16 protein-coding genes and 1 pseudogene are annotated in these 16,299 nt (G+C 66.2%); 10 read left to right on the top strand and 7 right to left on the bottom strand.

Features of this window, described 5'->3' with window-relative positions; all coding sequences use genetic code 11:
* Nucleotides 1-2: 2 nt before the first annotated feature.
* The 7 genes and pseudogenes from pcaD to RQI28_RS16970 all read left to right on the top strand — a co-directional run bounded on the left by pcaD (nucleotide 3) and on the right by RQI28_RS16970 (nucleotide 5,824).
* Complete coding sequence (gene pcaD, locus RQI28_RS17000) at nucleotides 3-797, top strand: 3-oxoadipate enol-lactonase (RefSeq protein ID WP_311222482.1); 795 nt, start codon at nucleotides 3-5, stop codon at nucleotides 795-797.
* A gap of 10 nt (nucleotides 798-807) precedes the next feature.
* Nucleotides 808-1,875, top strand: coding sequence for a cyclase family protein (locus RQI28_RS16995; RefSeq protein WP_311222481.1), 1,068 nt, complete (start codon nucleotides 808-810; stop codon nucleotides 1,873-1,875).
* 117 nt (nucleotides 1,876-1,992) lie between these two features.
* Nucleotides 1,993-2,289 (top strand): annotated as a pseudogene (locus tag RQI28_RS16990) (YciI family protein).
* A gap of 37 nt (nucleotides 2,290-2,326) precedes the next feature.
* A complete protein-coding gene (locus RQI28_RS16985; RefSeq protein WP_311222480.1) occupies nucleotides 2,327-3,052 on the top strand; it encodes an SDR family oxidoreductase in 726 nt (241 codons plus the stop codon).
* Between the two features lie 63 nt (nucleotides 3,053-3,115).
* The gene (locus tag RQI28_RS16980; protein ID WP_311222479.1) at nucleotides 3,116-4,450 is read left to right on the top strand and encodes a TIGR00366 family protein; all 1,335 of its coding nucleotides are present in this window, start codon (nucleotides 3,116-3,118) and stop codon (nucleotides 4,448-4,450) included.
* Nucleotides 4,451-4,493: 43 nt separating this feature from the next.
* Nucleotides 4,494-4,778, top strand: coding sequence for a muconolactone Delta-isomerase (gene catC / locus RQI28_RS16975; RefSeq protein ID WP_311222478.1), 285 nt, complete (start codon nucleotides 4,494-4,496; stop codon nucleotides 4,776-4,778).
* A 47-nt stretch (nucleotides 4,779-4,825) separates the two neighbouring features.
* The gene (locus RQI28_RS16970) at nucleotides 4,826-5,824 is read left to right on the top strand and encodes a tripartite tricarboxylate transporter substrate binding protein (protein ID WP_311222477.1); all 999 of its coding nucleotides are present in this window, start codon (nucleotides 4,826-4,828) and stop codon (nucleotides 5,822-5,824) included.
* 201 nt (nucleotides 5,825-6,025) lie between these two features.
* Here the strand turns inward: RQI28_RS16970 and RQI28_RS16965 are convergent, their stop codons facing one another.
* The 5 genes from RQI28_RS16965 to kefC all read right to left on the bottom strand — a co-directional run bounded on the left by RQI28_RS16965 (nucleotide 6,026) and on the right by kefC (nucleotide 12,681).
* Nucleotides 6,026-6,427, bottom strand: coding sequence for a hypothetical protein (locus RQI28_RS16965; protein WP_311222476.1), 402 nt, complete (start codon nucleotides 6,425-6,427; stop codon nucleotides 6,026-6,028).
* A 118-nt stretch (nucleotides 6,428-6,545) separates the two neighbouring features.
* Nucleotides 6,546-7,823 carry a type II toxin-antitoxin system HipA family toxin gene (locus RQI28_RS16960; protein WP_311222475.1) on the bottom strand — a complete coding sequence of 426 codons (1,278 nt, stop codon included), beginning with the start codon at nucleotides 7,821-7,823 and terminating at the stop codon, nucleotides 6,546-6,548.
* The gene (locus RQI28_RS16955; protein ID WP_311222474.1) at nucleotides 7,820-8,263 is read right to left on the bottom strand and encodes a helix-turn-helix transcriptional regulator; all 444 of its coding nucleotides are present in this window, start codon (nucleotides 8,261-8,263) and stop codon (nucleotides 7,820-7,822) included. Before RQI28_RS16955 ends, RQI28_RS16960 begins: the two co-directional genes overlap by 4 nt.
* Nucleotides 8,264-8,436: 173 nt before the next feature.
* Nucleotides 8,437-10,608, bottom strand: coding sequence for a TonB-dependent siderophore receptor (locus RQI28_RS16950; protein ID WP_311222473.1), 2,172 nt, complete (start codon nucleotides 10,606-10,608; stop codon nucleotides 8,437-8,439).
* A gap of 186 nt (nucleotides 10,609-10,794) precedes the next feature.
* Nucleotides 10,795-12,681, bottom strand: coding sequence for a glutathione-regulated potassium-efflux system protein KefC (gene kefC / locus RQI28_RS16945; RefSeq protein WP_311222472.1), 1,887 nt, complete (start codon nucleotides 12,679-12,681; stop codon nucleotides 10,795-10,797).
* A gap of 231 nt (nucleotides 12,682-12,912) precedes the next feature.
* Here kefC and RQI28_RS16940 point away from each other — a divergent pair, with 231 nt between their 5' ends.
* From RQI28_RS16940 to RQI28_RS16930, 3 genes are all read left to right on the top strand, one after another.
* A complete protein-coding gene (locus tag RQI28_RS16940; protein ID WP_311222471.1) occupies nucleotides 12,913-13,557 on the top strand; it encodes a LysE family transporter in 645 nt (214 codons plus the stop codon).
* Between the two features lie 190 nt (nucleotides 13,558-13,747).
* Entirely contained in the window at nucleotides 13,748-14,368 is a 621-nt protein-coding gene (locus RQI28_RS16935; protein ID WP_311222470.1) for a ParA family protein, read from the top strand.
* A 55-nt stretch (nucleotides 14,369-14,423) separates the two neighbouring features.
* Nucleotides 14,424-14,888, top strand: coding sequence for a MaoC family dehydratase (locus RQI28_RS16930; protein ID WP_311222469.1), 465 nt, complete (start codon nucleotides 14,424-14,426; stop codon nucleotides 14,886-14,888).
* Between the two features lie 17 nt (nucleotides 14,889-14,905).
* On the opposite strand, the gene RQI28_RS16925 is transcribed toward RQI28_RS16930, so the two are convergent.
* Both RQI28_RS16925 and RQI28_RS16920 read right to left on the bottom strand, forming a co-directional pair.
* The gene (locus RQI28_RS16925) at nucleotides 14,906-15,397 is read right to left on the bottom strand and encodes a tRNA (cytidine(34)-2'-O)-methyltransferase (RefSeq protein WP_311222468.1); all 492 of its coding nucleotides are present in this window, start codon (nucleotides 15,395-15,397) and stop codon (nucleotides 14,906-14,908) included.
* Nucleotides 15,398-15,484: 87 nt separating this feature from the next.
* Nucleotides 15,485-16,231 (bottom strand): ComF family protein, encoded by a 747-nt coding sequence (locus RQI28_RS16920; RefSeq protein ID WP_311222467.1) that lies wholly within the window; start codon nucleotides 16,229-16,231, stop codon nucleotides 15,485-15,487.
* Between the last annotated feature and the right edge of the window lie 68 nt (nucleotides 16,232-16,299).

Raw genomic sequence — 16,299 nt, 5'->3', positions numbered from 1 at the left:
TCTTGTCCATCACAACCATCCAGACCCCCGGCGGAGCCTTTCGCGTGCGCATCGACGGGCCTGCCAGTGCGCCGGTGCTGGTGCTGTCCAACTCGCTCGGCACCACGCTGGAGATGTGGGACGCGCAGGCCGAGCGCTTTGCCCAGACGCACCGCGTGCTGCGCTACGACACGCGCGGCCACGGCGGCACCGTGGTGTCGCCCGGCCCGTACAGCTTCGACCAGCTCGGAGGTGACGTGATCGTTTTGCTGGATGCCTTGCACATCGAACGCGCCAGCTTCTGCGGCATCTCGATGGGCGGCTTCACCGGGCTGTGGCTGGGCGTGAATGCGCCTGGTCGCCTGACGCATCTGGTGGTGGCCAACAGCTCCGCGAAGATCGGTACGGCCGATGGCTGGACTGCTCGTGCCGCGCTGGTGCGCGAGAAGGGCGCGGCCGCGATGGCCGAGCTGGCCGCATCGTCGCCCGGCCGCTGGTTCACCGACGCCTTTGCCTCCGCGCAGCCCGGGGTGGTGCAGCGTGCGCAAGGCTGGATTGCCGGCATCGCACCCGAAGGCTATGCCGCCTGCTGCGAGGCACTGGCCCAGGCCGACCTGCGCAGCGCCATCGGCACCATCACCGTGCCCACGCTGCTGATTGCCGGCAGTGCCGACCCGGTGACCACCGTGGCCGACGCGCAGGCCATGCAGGCTGCCATTGCGGGCGCGCAACTGGCCGAAGTGCCTGCCTCGCACCTGTCCAACCTGGAAGCGCCCGCCGCGTTCGACGCCGCGCTGGCCGCCTTCCTTGCGCGTTGAGATTCGCCCTATGTGTTCGAAGCCCACCAATCCTCGCTGGCAGCGCCGCCCGGAGGGCTCCAACTGGGGCGACTTCGGGCCCCACGACCAGCTTGGCCGCCTGAACCTGCTCACGCCCGAGAAGGTGCGCCAGGGCGTGGCCGAAGCGCACGAAGGCCTGGCCTTTGCGCTGAGCCTGCCGCTGGATTACCCCGGCGGCAATGCGCTGAACCCCAACCGCAACCCGCCCGTGCTGCGTCCGCTGCTGCGCAAGGGGCTGGTCAACTTCAACTGCCTGCTGGGCGCGCTGGAGCCGGGCCGCACCGACGTGCTGTCGGACGACCTGGCCATCCTGCATTTGCAGTACTCCACGCAGTGGGACGGCCTGGCACACGCGGGCTCGATGTTCGACGCCAATGGCGACGGCCTGCCCGAAGCGCTGTACTACAACGGCTACGCCGCTGGCCGCGATGTGGTCGGCCCCAGCGACGTGCGCGATGCCGGCGTGCCTGACGCGCCGGGCTCGGCCGCCAGCACTTCGGCCGCGCATGCGCTGGGCATCGAGGGCATGGCCCGCACGGGCGTGCAGGGCCGTGGCGTGATGATCGATTTGCGCGCCCACCTGGGCGATGCCCGCACGGTGGTGGGCTACGACACGCTGATGCGTGTGCTGGATGCCGACAGCGTGGCGGTGGAGCCGGGCGACATCGTGTGCCTGCACACCGGCTTTGCCGACGTGGTGCTGGGCATGCGCAAGCACCCCGACGCGGCCGTGCTGGCGGGCAGCTGCGCCGTGCTGGACGGGCGCGACGACAAGCTGCTGCAGTGGATCACCGACAGCCAGCTGGCCGCCATCGCCGCCGACAACTACGCCGTCGAGGCTTTTCCCGCCAAGGCGGGCCCGGCCTGCTGCGCCGCGCTGCCGCTGCACGAACACTGCCTGTTCAAGCTGGGCGTGCATCTGGGCGAGTTGTGGCACCTGACGCCGCTGGCCGAATGGCTGCGTGCGCGGGGCCGCTCGCGTTTTCTGCTGACGGCGCCGCCGTTGAATCTGCCCGGGGCCATTGCCTCGCCTGTGACACCCGTCGCCACCGTGTAGCTGGTGTTCTGACTGTCGCCCCGTTCCGTGCAGTGCGCACTGCACGGAAATCCATCCCCTGAAGCCGGTTGACCGGCGTATGCCATGTGCCGCTGTCGCGTGCATAAGGAGAGTGCTTTGCCTTACATCATCGAAACCTTCGACAAGCCCGAGCACCAGCACGTGCGCAAAGCCGCTCGGGCCGCACACCTGGAGTTTCTGGACCAACACAAAGCCCTGCTGCTGGCCTGCGGCGCCAAGCTGGACGACGAGGGCAAGGATCTGGGCGGCGGCTTGTACGTGGTGGCGCTGGACTCGCGCTAAGAGGCGCAGCGCTTCATCGAGTCCGACCCGTTCCACGCCGCCGGCCTGTTCGAGCGCGTGACGCTCACCCGCTGGCGCAAGGCTTACGTCGACGGCCAGTGCTTTCTCTGACGCCGCCGCTTCGCATCTTCTGAAGGACTTCTCTCCCATGACCACAGCATCTGCACGCGAGCGCGTTCTCATCACCGGCGGCGGCGCCGGCATCGGCGCGGCGACGGCCGAGCGCTGCCGCGCCGACGGCTACGAGCCCGTCATCATCGACCGCGCCGTAGGCCATGTGCCCGGCGGCATCCAGGCCGACCTGTCCAACACCACCGACACCGCGCGGGCCTTGCAGGAGGCCCTGGCCGGCGGCCCCATCACGAGGCTGGTGAACAACGTGGGCATCGTGGTGCCGGCCGAAGCGGCCGAGCAGACGCTGGAACAGTTCGACCTGGCCGTGGCGCTGAACCTGCGCTGCAGCCTCCAGTGCATGCAGGCGCTGCTGCCGGGCATGCGGGCGGCGGGCTTCGGGCGCATCGTGAACATGTCCTCCCGTGCGGCTTTGGGCAAGGAGCTGCGCACCGCGTATTCGGCCACCAAGGCCGGGCTGATCGGCATGACGCGCGTGTGGGCGCTGGAGCTGGGCCGCCACGGCGTGACGGCCAACGCCATCGGCCCGGGCCCCATCCGCACCGAGCTGTTCGACCGCGCCAACCCGCCCGATGCGCCGCGCACGAAGGCCATCATCGATTCGGTGCCCGTCAAGCGCGTGGGCACGCCCGACGATGTGGCGCATGCGGTGTCGTACCTGCTGGATGCCCGCAGCGGCTTCGTCACGGGCCAGGTGCTGTACGTCTGCGGCGGCATGACGGTGGGCATCGCAGGCGTCTGACGGTCACGCTTGTCCTGATCCGAGCTTTCACAAATTCAACATCACAACAAGAGACCTTCCCCAATGTCGAAAATCACTGCCTTCTTCACCGAGCTGATGCGGCGCTACCTGCCCGACCCGTTCGTCTTCGCGATCATGCTCACGCTGCTGACCATGGCGCTTGCCTTCGGTGTAGAAAACCGTCCCATCAACGACGTGGTGCAGGACTGGGGCAAGGGCTTCTGGAGCCTGCTGGCGTTCACCACGCAGATGGCGGTGATTCTGGTGATGGGCTACGTGCTGGCGGCCGCGCCCATCGTGGACCGGTTTCTGAACCGCATCGCATCGCACGTGCAAACGCCGCGCCAGGCCATCATCGTCGCCACCATCGTGGGCTGTGTGGGCAGCTACCTCAACTGGGGCTTCGGCCTGGTGATCGGCGGCATCATGGCGCGCAAGCTGGCGCTCAAAGTGAAGGGCGTGCACTACCCGCTCATCATTGCGGCTGCCTACACGGGCTTCACCATGTACAGCCTGGGCTTTTCGGCGACCATCCCCGTGCTGATCTCCACCAAGGGCCATGCGTTCGAAGGCACGATGGGGCTGATCCCGCTCACGCAGACGATCTTCTCCACACCCATCCTGCTGACCAGCCTGGCCGTGCTGATCGCGCTGCCGCTGCTGAACGCCACCATGCACCCCAAGAAGGGCGAGAAGGTCGTCGAGCTGGATCCGGCCTCCGTGGCCGATGCCAAACCGGCCGGCGCCGAGAGCGTGATGGGCGACGAGAAGACGCTGGCCTACCGCTTGAACCACAGCCGCGTGCTGAGCCTGCTGATCGGCCTGTGCGGCATGGCCTATGTGGCCATGCACTTCATCAAGGGCGGCAACCTTGATCTGAACATGATCAACTTCTTCATCCTGTTCCTCGGCGTGCTGCTGCTGCGCACACCGATGGCATACGTGGAGAAGGTCAACGAAGGCGTGAAGACCATCGGCGGGATCATTCTGCAGTTTCCGTTCTACGCCGGCATCATGGCCATCATGCATGGCTCGGGGCTGGTGGAGTCCATCGCGCACGTGTTCGTGAGCGTCTCCACCGCCGACACGCTGCCGCTGTGGGGCCTGGTGAGTTCGTTCGTCATCAACTTCTTCGCGCCTTCGGGCGGCGGCCACTGGGTGCTGCAGGGCCCGTTCATGATCAACGCGGCCACCACGCTGGGCGCATCGCAGGCGCAGACCGCCATGTCGGTGATGCTGGGCAACGGCTGGAACGATCTGGTGCAGCCGTTCTGGATCTTGCCGGCGCTGGCGCTGTCCAAGCTCAAGCTCAAAGACATCATGGGCTACACGGTGGTTTCCATGCTGCTGGTGGGCGCCATCTACGCCGTGACCATGCTGGTCTGGCCGCACCTCTGATTCCCTCTCTCGTTTACCCCACCTCTTTTCAAGGAGAAATCCCATGCTGTTCATGGCTGAAATGATCGTGCAGATCCCGTCCACGCTGGCCCCCGAGGTGGCCGACGAAATCAAGCGCAAGGAAAAAGCGTATTCGCAGCAGTTGCAGCAAGACGGCAAGTGGCGCCACCTGTGGCGCGTCGTCGGCGAATACGCCAACGTGAGCATCTTCGACGTGGCCAGCAACGACGAACTGCACACCATTCTGAGCGGCCTGCCGCTGTTCCCCTACATGCAGATCAAGGTGACGCCGCTGGCCAATCATCCGTCGTCCATCGTGCAGGAATAACCGCGCTGCTGAGCCCCATCCCTATAAGAGATCCGAGGAAACAACACATGTCCGTTCACTTCACCCGATTCGCTACCCGCCGCACCGTCGTCGCCGCCCTGGCGGCTGCTGCCATCGGCACCGTTCCCGCCATGGCCTTTGCGCAGGCTTATCCGACCAAGATCATCACCATCGTCGTGCCGTTTGCAGCGGGCGGCACCACCGACATTCTGGCGCGCATCATTGCGCAGGGGTTGACCACCGAGCTCGGCCAGTCCGTGGTGGTGGACAACCGTGCCGGTGCTGGCGGCAACATCGGTGGCCAGCTGGCTGCGCGCGCTGCGGCCGATGGCTACACCCTGTTCATGGGCACCGTGGGCACGCACGCCATCAATGCATCGCTGTACAAGAAGATGCCATTCGACCCGGTGAAGGACTTCGCGCCGCTCACGCGCGTCGCCAACGTGCCCAACCTGCTGGTCGCCAACCCCGCGCAGCCATACAAGACGGTGCAGGAACTCATCGCGTACGCCAAGGCCAACCCCGGCAAGGTCAACTTTGGCTCGTCGGGCAGCGGCAGCTCCATCCACCTGTCGGGCGAGCTGTTCAAGAGCATGGCCAAGGTGGACATGCAGCACGTTCCCTACAAGGGCAGCGCACCGGCCGTGACCGACCTGCTGGGCAACCAGATCGGCATCATGTTCGACAACATGCCATCGGCCATCCAGCACGTGCGCTCGGGCAAGTTGCGCCCCATCGCGGTGACCACGGCCAAGCGTTCGCCCGAGTTGCCCGACGTGCCCACCATCGCCGAAGCCGGCGTGCCGGGCTATGAGGCCACGTCGTGGTTCGGCATGTTCGCCCCTGCCGGCACGCCCGCGCTCATCGTCGCGCAGCTGAACAAGGCGCTGGTGAAGGTGCTGGCCCAGCCGGACGTCAAGAAGAAGATCAACGAGCAGGGCGCCGAAACCGCGGGCGAGACGCCGGAGCAGTTTGCCGCTTTCATCCAGACCGAAGCCGTGAAGTGGGGCAAGGTGGTCAAGGAGTCCGGCGCCAGCGTGGATTGACGCATCGCATCGCTTCGCCAAATGCGGGGCCGCGCGGTAGGGACCCATTGCGCAGGCTCTGCCATCCTTTGTTGGCGCGGCATGACAAAACCCCCATGCGCCTGAGCAGGTCACAGGGGCCTTCACTCATGCAGCCATGGGGGCTCGTTTCCCAGTCAGCACTGGGAGCGAATCGAACTGGCGTTCGACTCAGTACTTCGCTTAGTACTTCGTTGCCTTGATGTCGGCCTTGGCCTTGTCATAGTCAGCCTTGGCCTGCTTTTCGCATGCGTTCTTGGCGTCGCCCGTCTGGTCGTCGCACTTTTCCTTGGCGACGTCGTGAACGCCTTCAGCCCGAACTTCGGCTACCTTGCGTGCATGAGCGGCGCTGGGCTTGTACTGTTGCTCCAGCTCGGCCTTTGCCAGCTTTTCCTTAGCTTCGGCCTCTTCTTCGCAGACATCCTTGGCGTTGTCCTTGAGGGTGTCGCATTGCACCTTTTGCGACTTGTAGTCGGCTTCGATTTTCGCCTTGGCCGCCTTGTGCTGGTCGGCCGTCAGGGCGTGTGCGCCAGTGCAGGCCAGGAAGCCCGAAGCGACGAGCGCTGCAATCACGTTGGTTTTCATAGGTACCTCATTGGATGAAAGACAGTGCACTGTCGCCTCACTGCCGTGCCCGCTGTGTAGGCGCGAGGCAGAGGCGTGTGTCGGAAAAGAGCACCCGCACCCACGCCATCCAGCGCGGTCAGCAGAACGCCTTGCGTTGCGCTTTTAGTGCGTTGCGGTCGATGCTGGCGTGCAGCAGCTCCATGTCTTTTGCGCTCACGCCCTGGCGGGCGAAGTGTTGCGGCCACTGGTCCACCGTGCGGGCCACGGCCTGCACGAGTTCGATGGCTCGGGCGCGCTGAATGCCGAATTCGCTTAGTTCGGTCAGCGCGTTGTCCAGGGTCGACTCAGCGCCATGTTGGCCGACCACCATGGCCTGGTAGCCCATGTTCTGCAGTGTCGGCACCACGTCGAACGCGGGGCATAGCGCGTAGTAGCCGTCCAAACCCAGGCGCAGGCAGTGATTGCGCTCGTGGTCGTCGGTGTTGTCCATGAGGATGTTGAACACCATGCGCTGGAACAGCTCTTCGCGCTGGGCTTTCTGCCGGTCAGGATGCGCCTGGCGCAGCAACACGGTAGCCAGGGCGCCGTAGCTTTCCGTGAGGCCCGCAGCCGCCAGCGCAGTTCTGGCGGAGATGCAATGCAGCCGCAAGGTCTGCCCGTTGGCGTCCAGCCGGTCGAAGCGCTGGATGGTCAGTGCGTGGCGCTGCGTGCCGTGCACATGCCGTGATGGCAGCGGCAGCACGCCCGTTTGCGCAACGGTGATGCCGGCAAGGGCGGCCAGCGTCATGGTGGCGTGTTCGATCAGCGGCGTGTCTACCGGGTCGTCTAGTTCGCTGAACTTGATCACGCAGGGGCCGTTGTCAGTCTGCAGCAGTGCTTTGGGCCGCGCGCCGCCCAAGGTGACACCGGGCTGCACCAGGCGCTGGATATCCGGCGTGACGGGCGCTTGTGTCTGCACGTCCTCCACCGCCTGCGCCAGCGACGCCAGGTCGCGCAGCTGCGGATACGGCCCGATGCGCCGGGGCACGTAGCGCTCGGCCGAGGTGGAGATGCCCAGTGCGCCAAAGCGGTCATCGCCGGCAAACAGCAGCATCTCCAGTATCGACAGGCGCGCCGGCCGGTCGATGTGGCGGATGATGCGCTCGCCCCAGCGGTCGGGCCGTGCGTCGTCGATGGCGCCGGGCGCGCTGTCCTTCAGCCCTGCGCTGAAGGCCTGGCCTGCGACGAGGGGCAGGTTTTCGCTCAGCGCGAACTCCCACCAGTCCGGCGTGTAGGTGAACGTGGCGCAGTTGGGCACCAGATGCGACAAGGCCAGCGAGCCGGTCAGCACCGGGGCGGCGGGGTTGACCAGCGCCCAGACGAAGAGCTCGTCTTGCGGCGCGTAGGTGCGCGGCGTGACCTGCGCCAGCTTCATGGCTGCGCTTTCTTGATGCCGGCCACCAGTGCCGCCAGGCCTTCGGCAGAGCGGTTGGCAGCCCGTTCTGGCGGGCTCCACCCCGGCGCGGCCGGTTCCGCCACCTGGTTTTTCACCGTCCGCTTGGCAGCGGAGCGTGGGCGGGTTCTGGCGACTTCGCGCTCCAGCGAGGCAAGGTCGCGCTGCGGCGCCACCAGGTCGGCCAGGCCCTGCGCCTGGTTGATGAGCCACATGCACATCACATACGACGCCATCGCCACCGACGGGTCGCCCCGTTCGATGCGCGCCATCGTCGGCTGCGACACGCCCAGCCGCTGCGCCCACTGCGCCTGCGTTTCCTTGCGGCGCTTGCGGGCGATGACGATGTTCTGGGCGAGCTGCGCAATTTGCTGCAGCACCGCCTGCGGGTAGTCAGCAGGAGAAGTGTTTTGCCTTGGCATTCATAGATATTACTAAAAATCTATGAAAAGAAAAGTCTATGAATTTTATTTGCTTGCTTAACTGCAAAGAAATTGATTAAAGCTGGACATAAAATTCATAGAAGCTCTGTTTTTGTAAATTGAAAAATATCTATAAATAAAGCCGTATTGAAAAGTGGCGGGGTTCTGCTTTTTCAGAAGAAGTACGTCAATCCCACGTTGAAGCTGCGTGGCAGTGCCGGCGACACCACGTTGGCGTTGATGGCACCGTCGTAGTAGGCCTTGTCGAACACGTTCTTCACGCCCGCCGTGACGCGGTAGTTGGAGCCGGCATAGCCGACGGACAGGTCTGCCACGGTGTAGGCGGGCAGGGTGAAGGGGTACGAGCCGACCTGCTCGCTGACATAGCGTGCGCCGGCGCCCAGCGTGATTTGCGGCATCTGCGGCAGCTTGTAGGTGGCCCACAGCGCCAGCGTGTGGCGCGGCGTGAGGTTCAGCGGCAGGCCCACGATGGCGGCTTTGTTGTCCCGCGTGACCTTCGTGTCGGTATAGGTGTAGGCGCCCGTCAGCTTGATGTTCTGGCGCAGGTCAGCACCCACTTCCAGTTCCAGTCCGCGCGATCGCTGCTCGCCGGTCTGCACGCTGAAGCCGGTGTTGGACGGGTCGGCCGTGGTGACGTTGCGTCGCGTGAGGTTGAAGAGCGCCAGCGCGCCGGTCAGCCCGCCGCCTGGCGCCTCGTACTTCAGGCCGGCTTCCCATTGCTTGCCGGTTTCGGGCGCAAACGCAGCGCCACTGAACGTGGTGCCTGACACAGGCAAGAACGATTCGCCGTAGCTGGTGTAGGCCGCCCAGCCGGGCGTGAATTCATAGACCAGCCCGGCGGACAGGGTGGTGGCGGAGTCTTTCTGGCGCGTCTGCTGGCTGGTCAGCCGGTTGTCGATCTCGTTGGTGGACCAGTCTCGGCGCAGGCCGACCAGGGCTGTCCATTGCGGGTTGAACTTGATCTGGTCCTGCGCGTACAGGCCCATCACGCTGAGCTTTGCCGGCGCATCGCCGGTGTAGCCTGTGGGGCAGGTGGCCGCTACCCCGTACACCGGGTTGAACAGATTGAGTGCGCCAATGGTGCAGCGCCGCTGGCCTTGCCAGGTGTGGCCGGTGCGCGCGTCCAGTCCGGTAACCAGGCGGTGCTGCACGCCCAGGGTCGAGAACTGCGAGAGCAGCGACGTGTCGGTAGCCAGCAGGTCGTCGTCCATGTACTGGTGCGTGGCCTGGCGGTTTTGCAGTCGCTGGTTGGCCTGCAGCGCCAGGTTGGCCACGAAGCTGCCCGTGCCCTTTTCGGTTTCATAGCGCACGTTCTGGCGCAGCGTCAGCTGCGGCGACAGCCGGTGTTCCAGCGCATAGCCGATGGACGTCGTCTCCATGTCGTAGTTGCCGAAGCTGGGGTCGCCCGTGTAGAGCGTGCGCCGCAGCGTGCCGTTGGCATTGGGCAGCACGGTGCCGTAGGGCGTGATGCCCTGCTGGCGCATCCAACTGCTCTGGCTGTAAGTGGCAAACAGCACCAGATCGGTCTGCGCGCCCAGGTCCAGTGACAGCGAAGGCGCGATCCAGCGGTCGCGCCGGTAGACGAAGTCGGTCGGGTCGTCGCTGTTCGAGACTTGCGCGTTGATGCGGAACGCCGCCTTGCCCGACTCGTTCAGCGGCCGGTTGATGTCGGCCTGCAGCGTGCGTTGGCCGAAGCTGCCCACTTCCACGCCCACTTCGCTTAAAGCATCGCGCTTGGGCCGCTTGCTCACCGCGTTGACGATGCCGCCGGGCTGCACCTGGCCGTACAGCACCGAGGCCGCGCCCTTGAGCACTTCAAAGCGCTCGTAGCCGTAGGGCGTCAGGCGCGTCCACATGCCGGGGCTTTGCACCAGGCCGTCGATGAGGATGGATTCGGTTGAGCGAAAGCCGCGAATGTTGATGTCGTCGAAACCGCGCCGCCCGAAGTTGACCGGGCTGACGCCGGCCACGGTCTGCAGCGCCTGCTGCAGGTTGTTGATCTGGCGCGACTCCATCTGCTCGCGCGTGACCACGCTCACCGACTGCGGGGTTTCCAGCCGGCGCATCGGCGCCTTGCCGGCGGTTTGCGCTTCGACGGGGGCAAAGCCCACGTCCTTTTCGGTGCTGGCGTTGATGCGCACTTCCTGCAATTGCGGCGCCGTGTCGGGCGCGGGCTGTGCAACGGCGGCTTGCGACAGGCACAGTGCCAGCGGGCTCAAGGCCCACAGCGTTGCGCCGCCACGGCGGGTGCGCGTTACTGGCACGGAGAGAGCAGGCGCGCGGGAGCTGGCTGCCCCGGCGATGGGGTGCGAAGGAGTGGTCATGACGGCGATCGAACGAGCGGAATGAAGGGGGCGCCGGCTCTGCCACCCAAGCTCAAGCTGGGCGATGGAAACGCGGCGCGATTCTCATTTTAATGAGAATCATTTTCATCCATGTTGTTTTTTCGCCTGCCGTTTGCTCACGCCCGCATCAACCAAAGCGCGCGCCTGTGGCTGGCGCGCGCTGATTCAATCGCGGCTCTGAGGCGGTGATTGCGGCAATGGCTCAAGGCTCGGATTGGTATCGTGCTTCGATCCCTCCGCCTTTTCCTGTCTTTCCTTGGCCATCTGTTCCACCAGTTGCTGGCGGCCCTGCCGCGCCACGGCAATGAACTTTTCCTGGTCCTTGTGGTGCGGATACATGCGGTTGGCCAGGGCGATGTTGTGCTCGCGAAAGCGATCTGCCACGCGCAGGGCCTCTTGCTCGGGCAGGCCCATCAGCTCCAGCACCGTGCGGGCGGTCTTCAGGCTGGACTCGAACAGCTCGCGCTCGACATGCTCCACGCCCAGGTCGCGCAGCGCATTCCAGTGGCCCACGTTGCGCGCACGCGCCACGATCTTCAGCTGCGGAAAGTGCGATCGCGCCAGCGCGGCGATCTTCACCGACTGTTCGGCGTCGTCCACCGCGATGACCAGAATGCGGGCCTGCGCCGCGCCGGCGATGCGTAGCAGCTCCAGCCGGGTCGCATCGCCGTAGAACACACGGTAGCCGAAGGTGTGCGCCACCTCCAGCATCTCCACGCTGTGGTCCAGCACGGTGGTGGGCACGCCCTGCAGCAGCATGGTGCGCGCGACGATCTGCCCGTAGCGGCCGAAGCCCGCGATGATGACGGGCGCTTCCTGCGGCTCCGATATCTTGGCGGCCGTCGGCACATCGGTCTTCAGCCGCGCGTAGCGGCGCAGCAGCACCCGGTCCAGCAGCACCAGCAGCAATGGCGACAGCAGCATCGACAGCGCCACCGCGCCGATCAGCAGCGACGCGGTTTCGGTCGGCAGCGCGCCCGCCGTCGCTGCGGCCTGGAACACCACGAACGCGAATTCGCCGCCCTGTGCCAGCAGCAGCGTGAACACCGGCCGTTCCTGGTACGGCGTGCCGGTGACCCGCGCCAGCGTGTAGATCACCACGCCCTTGATGGCCAGAAAACCCACCAGCACCAGCGCCATCAGTCCCGGCGAGCGCATCAGCACGCCGAAGTCGATGGACATGCCCACGGCCATGAAAAAGAGGCCCAGCAGCAGGCCTTTGAAGGGCTCGATGTCGGCCTCCAGCTCGCGCCGATATTCGCTGTCGGCCAGCAGCACGCCGGCGAGGAAGGCGCCAAGTGCCATCGACAGGCCCACCAGCACCATCAGGTAGGCAATGCCCACCACCAGCAGCAGCGACGCGGCGGTGAAGATCTCGGGCGTCTTGCTGCGCGCGATCCAGCGCAACAGCGGCCGCAGCGCCAGCCGCCCGCCCAGCACGATGGCCGCCACCACGCCGATGATCTTGGCCGCCTCCAGCGCCATTTCGGCCGGCGTGTGGTGCGGCGCGGTGCCGCCCGCGCCCAGCGCTGCGGCGCCCAGCAGCGGCAGCAGCGCCAGGATGGGAATGGCCGCCACGTCCTGAAAAAGCAGGATGGAGAACGCCTTCTGGCCGCCGTCGGTGCGCATCAGGTTGCGCTCGGCCAGCGTCTGCAGCGCAATGGCGGTGGACGACAGCGCCAGCCCCAGCGCGGCCACCAGCGCAATTGACCAAGGCACGCCGCAGGCCCACGCGGCCAGCCACAGCAGGGCCGCGCAGCCCAGCACCTGGGCCGAACCCAGCCCGAAGATGGGGCGGCGCAGCGCCCAGAGCCGGCTGGGCTGCAGTTCCAGCCCGACGAGAAACAGCATCAGCACCACGCCGAATTCAGCGAAATGCAGGATGTCCTGCACGTTGCTGACCAGCCCCAAACCCCACGGCCCGATGGCGATGCCCGCCGCCAGGTAGCCGATGATGGCGCCCAGCCCCAGCGCGCGGGCGATGGGCACGGCCACCACGGCGGCGGCCAGGTAGAGGAATCCGTAATTGAGCCAAGCGGGGATGTGTTCCATGAGGGCGTTGGGTTATGGCCTGGGCGATGGATCGCCCGGCAGGAGCCGATGGAAAAGCGAGCAGGCACAGATCACGCGCAGCGCCCGTGCCTTGGTTGCCTTTTGCTATAAAAAATATAGCTACTTGCGCTTATTGGATAAGCGCTGGAGCCCTATTTTGCATGTAATCTGCGCGGGTGAGGCTCCGTCTAGAATCCGCAACCTCCTGATTCCCTTCTCTGATCGACTCCCATGGACCTACATACCTGGATCGCTTTCTTCGCCGCGTCGTGCCTGATCGCGGTATCCCCCGGCTCAGGCGCGGTGCTGTCCATGAGCCATGGCCTGTCCTACGGCGTGCGCAAGACCAGCGCCACCATCTTTGGGCTGCAGCTGGGGCTGCTGCTGATTCTGGTCGTTGCCGGCGCCGGCGTGGGCTCGCTGCTGATCGCGTCGGAGGTGGCGTTCAGCACCGTGAAGGTGCTGGGTGCGTGCTACTTGATCTACCTGGGCTTCAGCCAGTGGCGTGCCGGTGGTGCAGCCCCGCAAGACGGCGCCGAGGCCGCGCCTGCCAACGCCGGGCCGTGGCAGCGCCGCGTGCTGACGGGCTTTCTCACCAACGCCACCAACCCCAAGGGCATCATCTTCATGGTGGCCGTGCTGCCGCAATTCATGACCGATGCGCGCCCGCTGTGGACGCAACTGCTGGTGATGGCCGCCACCACGCTCTCGGTAGACGTGGTGGTGATGCATGGCTACGCCGCCAGCGCCAGCGCGCTGCGCCGCCTGATGCGCAGCCCGCGCGCCGCGCGCAACCAGAACCGCGTGTTCGGCGGCCTGCTGATGGCGGTGGGTGCGGGGCTTTTCTTCGTCAAGCGCGGTGGGCAGCACGCCTAATCAGTCGCTCCGTATCAGGTTTGCTATTAAATTAATAGCTACTTGCGCTTGATGAATAAGCGCTTGAGGCTGTTTCTATGCAGATTTCAGCTGTCGCATCTGCAGGCATGCCTGCCGGCGCTACGATGTGCGCTGCAACCGTTGTCCCCGCTTTGTGCAACCCAGTCAGTCACGCGCCAAGGAGGCCCGCATGCCGGTGGTCGTAGTCGCCAATCCCAAGGGCGGCGTGGGCAAGTCCACGCTGTCGACCCAGATCGCAGGGTATTACGCCAGCCAGGGCCACGCCGTGATCCTGGGCGATGCCGACCGGCAGCGCTCGTCCCATCTATGGCTGGGCCAGCGGCCCGCGCAGGCCCGTCCCATCGGCCTGTGGGACGTGGCGCACGACCTGATCACCCGCCCGCCCCACGGCACCACCCACGCCGTGCTGGACACGCCGGCCGGCCTGCACGGCTGGCGGCTCAAAGACGTGCTCAAGCTGGCCGACAAGATCATCGTGCCACTGCAGCCCAGTGTGTTCGACATCTTCGCCACGCGTGACTTTCTGGACGAGCTGGCCAGCCACCGCCACGGCGGGCAGGCGCAGGTCGGCATCGTCGGCATGCGGGTCGACGCACGCACGCTGGCGGCCGAGCGGCTGCACGAATTCGTGGACGGCCTGGGCCTGCCGGTGCTGGGTTACTTGCGCGACACGCAGAACTACGTGCACCTGGCCGCGCACGGGCTCACGCTGTTCGACGTCGCCCGCGGCCGCGTGGTGCGCGACCTGGAGCAGTGGCGGCCCATCTGCGACTGGCTGGACGCCGGCTGATTCCTTGTCGCCGGCTGGACACGCCCGCGCGCGCCTGCGGCGCTAGAGTGGCCGCATGAAAACCTTCCAGAGCTATACCGAGCTGGCCGCCTGCGTGGGCCAGGAAGTGGCCGTGACCGACTGGATCACGGTCACGCAAAAACAGATCGACCTGTTCGCCGAGGCGACCGGCGATCACCAGTGGATCCACGTGGACCCGGAGCGCGCCGCGCAGGGCCCGTTCGGCACCACCATCGCGCACGGGTTTCTCACGCTGTCGCTGATCCCCCGATTTTTCGAAGCGGCCTTCACCATCGCCGGCGCCCGCATGGGCGTGAACTACGGCCTGAACCGCGTGCGCTTCACCGCGCCCGTGCCGGCCGGCAGCCGGGTGCGGGCCCGGCTGACCTTGCTGGCGCTGGAGAAGGCCGAGCCGGATGGTATGCAGATGACTTGGCAGGTCACCATGGAACGCGAGGGCGGCGACAAGCCCGTGTGCGTGGCTGAATCGCTCGCCCGCAATTACGGCGCTGCGCCGTAGATTCCTTCGCCGCTTTCTTACTCGCCACTGGCTGGCTCGGCCGGGCCTTGCATGAAGCTGTTCTGTCGCCAGGCCTCGAACACCGTCACCGCCACGGCGTTCGACAGGTTCAGGCTGCGCTGCCCCGGCACCATGGGCAGCTTGAGGCGCTGCGCGGGTGGGAAGGTCTCGCGCAACTCAGGCGGCAGGCCGCGCGTTTCGGCGCCGAACACCAGCCAGTCACCAGGTCGAAAACCCGTGTCGTACACCGTCTGCGTGCCATGCGTTGTCATGGCGAACATGCGCGCGGCATCGGGTTGCTCGTCGCGCAGCAGGGCTGTCCAGCCGGCGTGGCGACGCACCTGTGCGTACTCGTGATAGTCGAGCCCGGCGCGCCGCATCAGCCGGTCTTCCATCGAGAATCCCAAGGGCTCCACCAAGTGCAGCGTGCAGCCCGTGTTCGCCGCCAGCCGGATCACGTTGCCGGTGTTGGGCGGAATTTCAGGTTCGACGAGAACAATGTGAAACATGCCGCCATTCTGAGGCGGGCACGGGGTCTGTAACACCAGGCAGCCACTGCGAACGCAACAAAAGGTATCTCGCCCCAGCGCGGTTTTTCAGGCCGTGCGCGCCAGCACCAGCCCGGTGATGTGCGCCACACCCGCCTGGCGCAGCACGGTGGCGGCCATCTGCAGCGTGGCGCCGGTGGTCATCACGTCGTCCAACAGCACCACGCGCTGGCCTGCGACCTGCGCTGCGGCCAGCGGCTCCAGCGCGAAGGCGCCGCGCAGGTTGCGCAGGCGCTGGGCGCGCGTCAGGCTGCTTTGCGCCTCGGTCGCGCGCAGGCGCAGCAGCCAGTCGGCGCGGGTGCGCTGGCGGTCCAGTTGCCGGGCCAGCAGCAGTGATTGGTTGAAGCCGCGCTCGCGCAGCCGCTCGTTCGACAGGGGGATGGGCAGCAGCCAGTCTGCCTGCGCCACGGCGGCCATTACGCCGGGCGCGGCCATCAGGTGTGCGCCCAGTGTGGCGGCCCAGCCCGGGTCGTTCTTGAATTTGAACTCGGCCAGCAGACCGGCCCAGGGATAGCCGTAGTCCATAGCGGCCAGGCATGCGTCCAGCGGCGGCGTTTGCCGCACGCAGCGGCCACATTGATCGACGCCAGCCGGCACGGGCAGGGCGCAGGTGCGGCAACGGCTGCGGTGGGTGGCGAACCGTGCCACGCAGTCCGCGCAAAGGCGGTCAGCCGGCCAGGCATGGCAGACGGCGCACTGGCTGGGCACGCGCAGGGCGAGTCGGGTCAGTCCAGACAGCACCTGGCGCCAGGCGGGCCTAGCGGGCGATATCCCTTGGGTCTGCGTAGCGGGCATCGGCTCAATATACTCGCGCGCACTGGCCGCAACGGCTCACCGTACCCCGCGTCTTCACGCACCGTCTT

It is taken from the genome of Acidovorax sp. WCS2018Noco2-16, assembly GCF_031843945.1.
In the GTDB taxonomy this organism is placed as follows: Bacteria; Pseudomonadota; Gammaproteobacteria; order Burkholderiales; family Burkholderiaceae_C; genus Paracidovorax.
Note: the sequence above shows the minus strand (reverse complement) of the source record. Positions and strands in the feature narration are given on the sequence as shown.

Coding starts and splice junctions, on each gene's coding strand:
- RQI28_RS16995 (WP_311222481.1), top strand. CDS start 808: ATGTGTTCGAAGCCCACCAATCCTCGCTGGCAGCGCCGCCCGGAGGGC.
- RQI28_RS16925 (WP_311222468.1), bottom strand. CDS start 15,397: ATGTTTCACATTGTTCTCGTCGAACCTGAAATTCCGCCCAACACCGGC.
- RQI28_RS16955 (WP_311222474.1), bottom strand. CDS start 8,263: ATGCCAAGGCAAAACACTTCTCCTGCTGACTACCCGCAGGCGGTGCTG.
- RQI28_RS16965 (WP_311222476.1), bottom strand. CDS start 6,427: ATGAAAACCAACGTGATTGCAGCGCTCGTCGCTTCGGGCTTCCTGGCC.
- RQI28_RS16940 (WP_311222471.1), top strand. CDS start 12,913: ATGGACCTACATACCTGGATCGCTTTCTTCGCCGCGTCGTGCCTGATC.
- RQI28_RS16950 (WP_311222473.1), bottom strand. CDS start 10,608: ATGACCACTCCTTCGCACCCCATCGCCGGGGCAGCCAGCTCCCGCGCG.
- RQI28_RS16930 (WP_311222469.1), top strand. CDS start 14,424: ATGAAAACCTTCCAGAGCTATACCGAGCTGGCCGCCTGCGTGGGCCAG.
- RQI28_RS16970 (WP_311222477.1), top strand. CDS start 4,826: ATGTCCGTTCACTTCACCCGATTCGCTACCCGCCGCACCGTCGTCGCC.
- RQI28_RS16985 (WP_311222480.1), top strand. CDS start 2,327: ATGACCACAGCATCTGCACGCGAGCGCGTTCTCATCACCGGCGGCGGC.
- RQI28_RS16960 (WP_311222475.1), bottom strand. CDS start 7,823: ATGAAGCTGGCGCAGGTCACGCCGCGCACCTACGCGCCGCAAGACGAG.
- catC (WP_311222478.1), top strand. CDS start 4,494: ATGCTGTTCATGGCTGAAATGATCGTGCAGATCCCGTCCACGCTGGCC.
- RQI28_RS16920 (WP_311222467.1), bottom strand. CDS start 16,231: ATGCCCGCTACGCAGACCCAAGGGATATCGCCCGCTAGGCCCGCCTGG.
- kefC (WP_311222472.1), bottom strand. CDS start 12,681: ATGGAACACATCCCCGCTTGGCTCAATTACGGATTCCTCTACCTGGCC.
- RQI28_RS16980 (WP_311222479.1), top strand. CDS start 3,116: ATGTCGAAAATCACTGCCTTCTTCACCGAGCTGATGCGGCGCTACCTG.
- RQI28_RS16935 (WP_311222470.1), top strand. CDS start 13,748: ATGCCGGTGGTCGTAGTCGCCAATCCCAAGGGCGGCGTGGGCAAGTCC.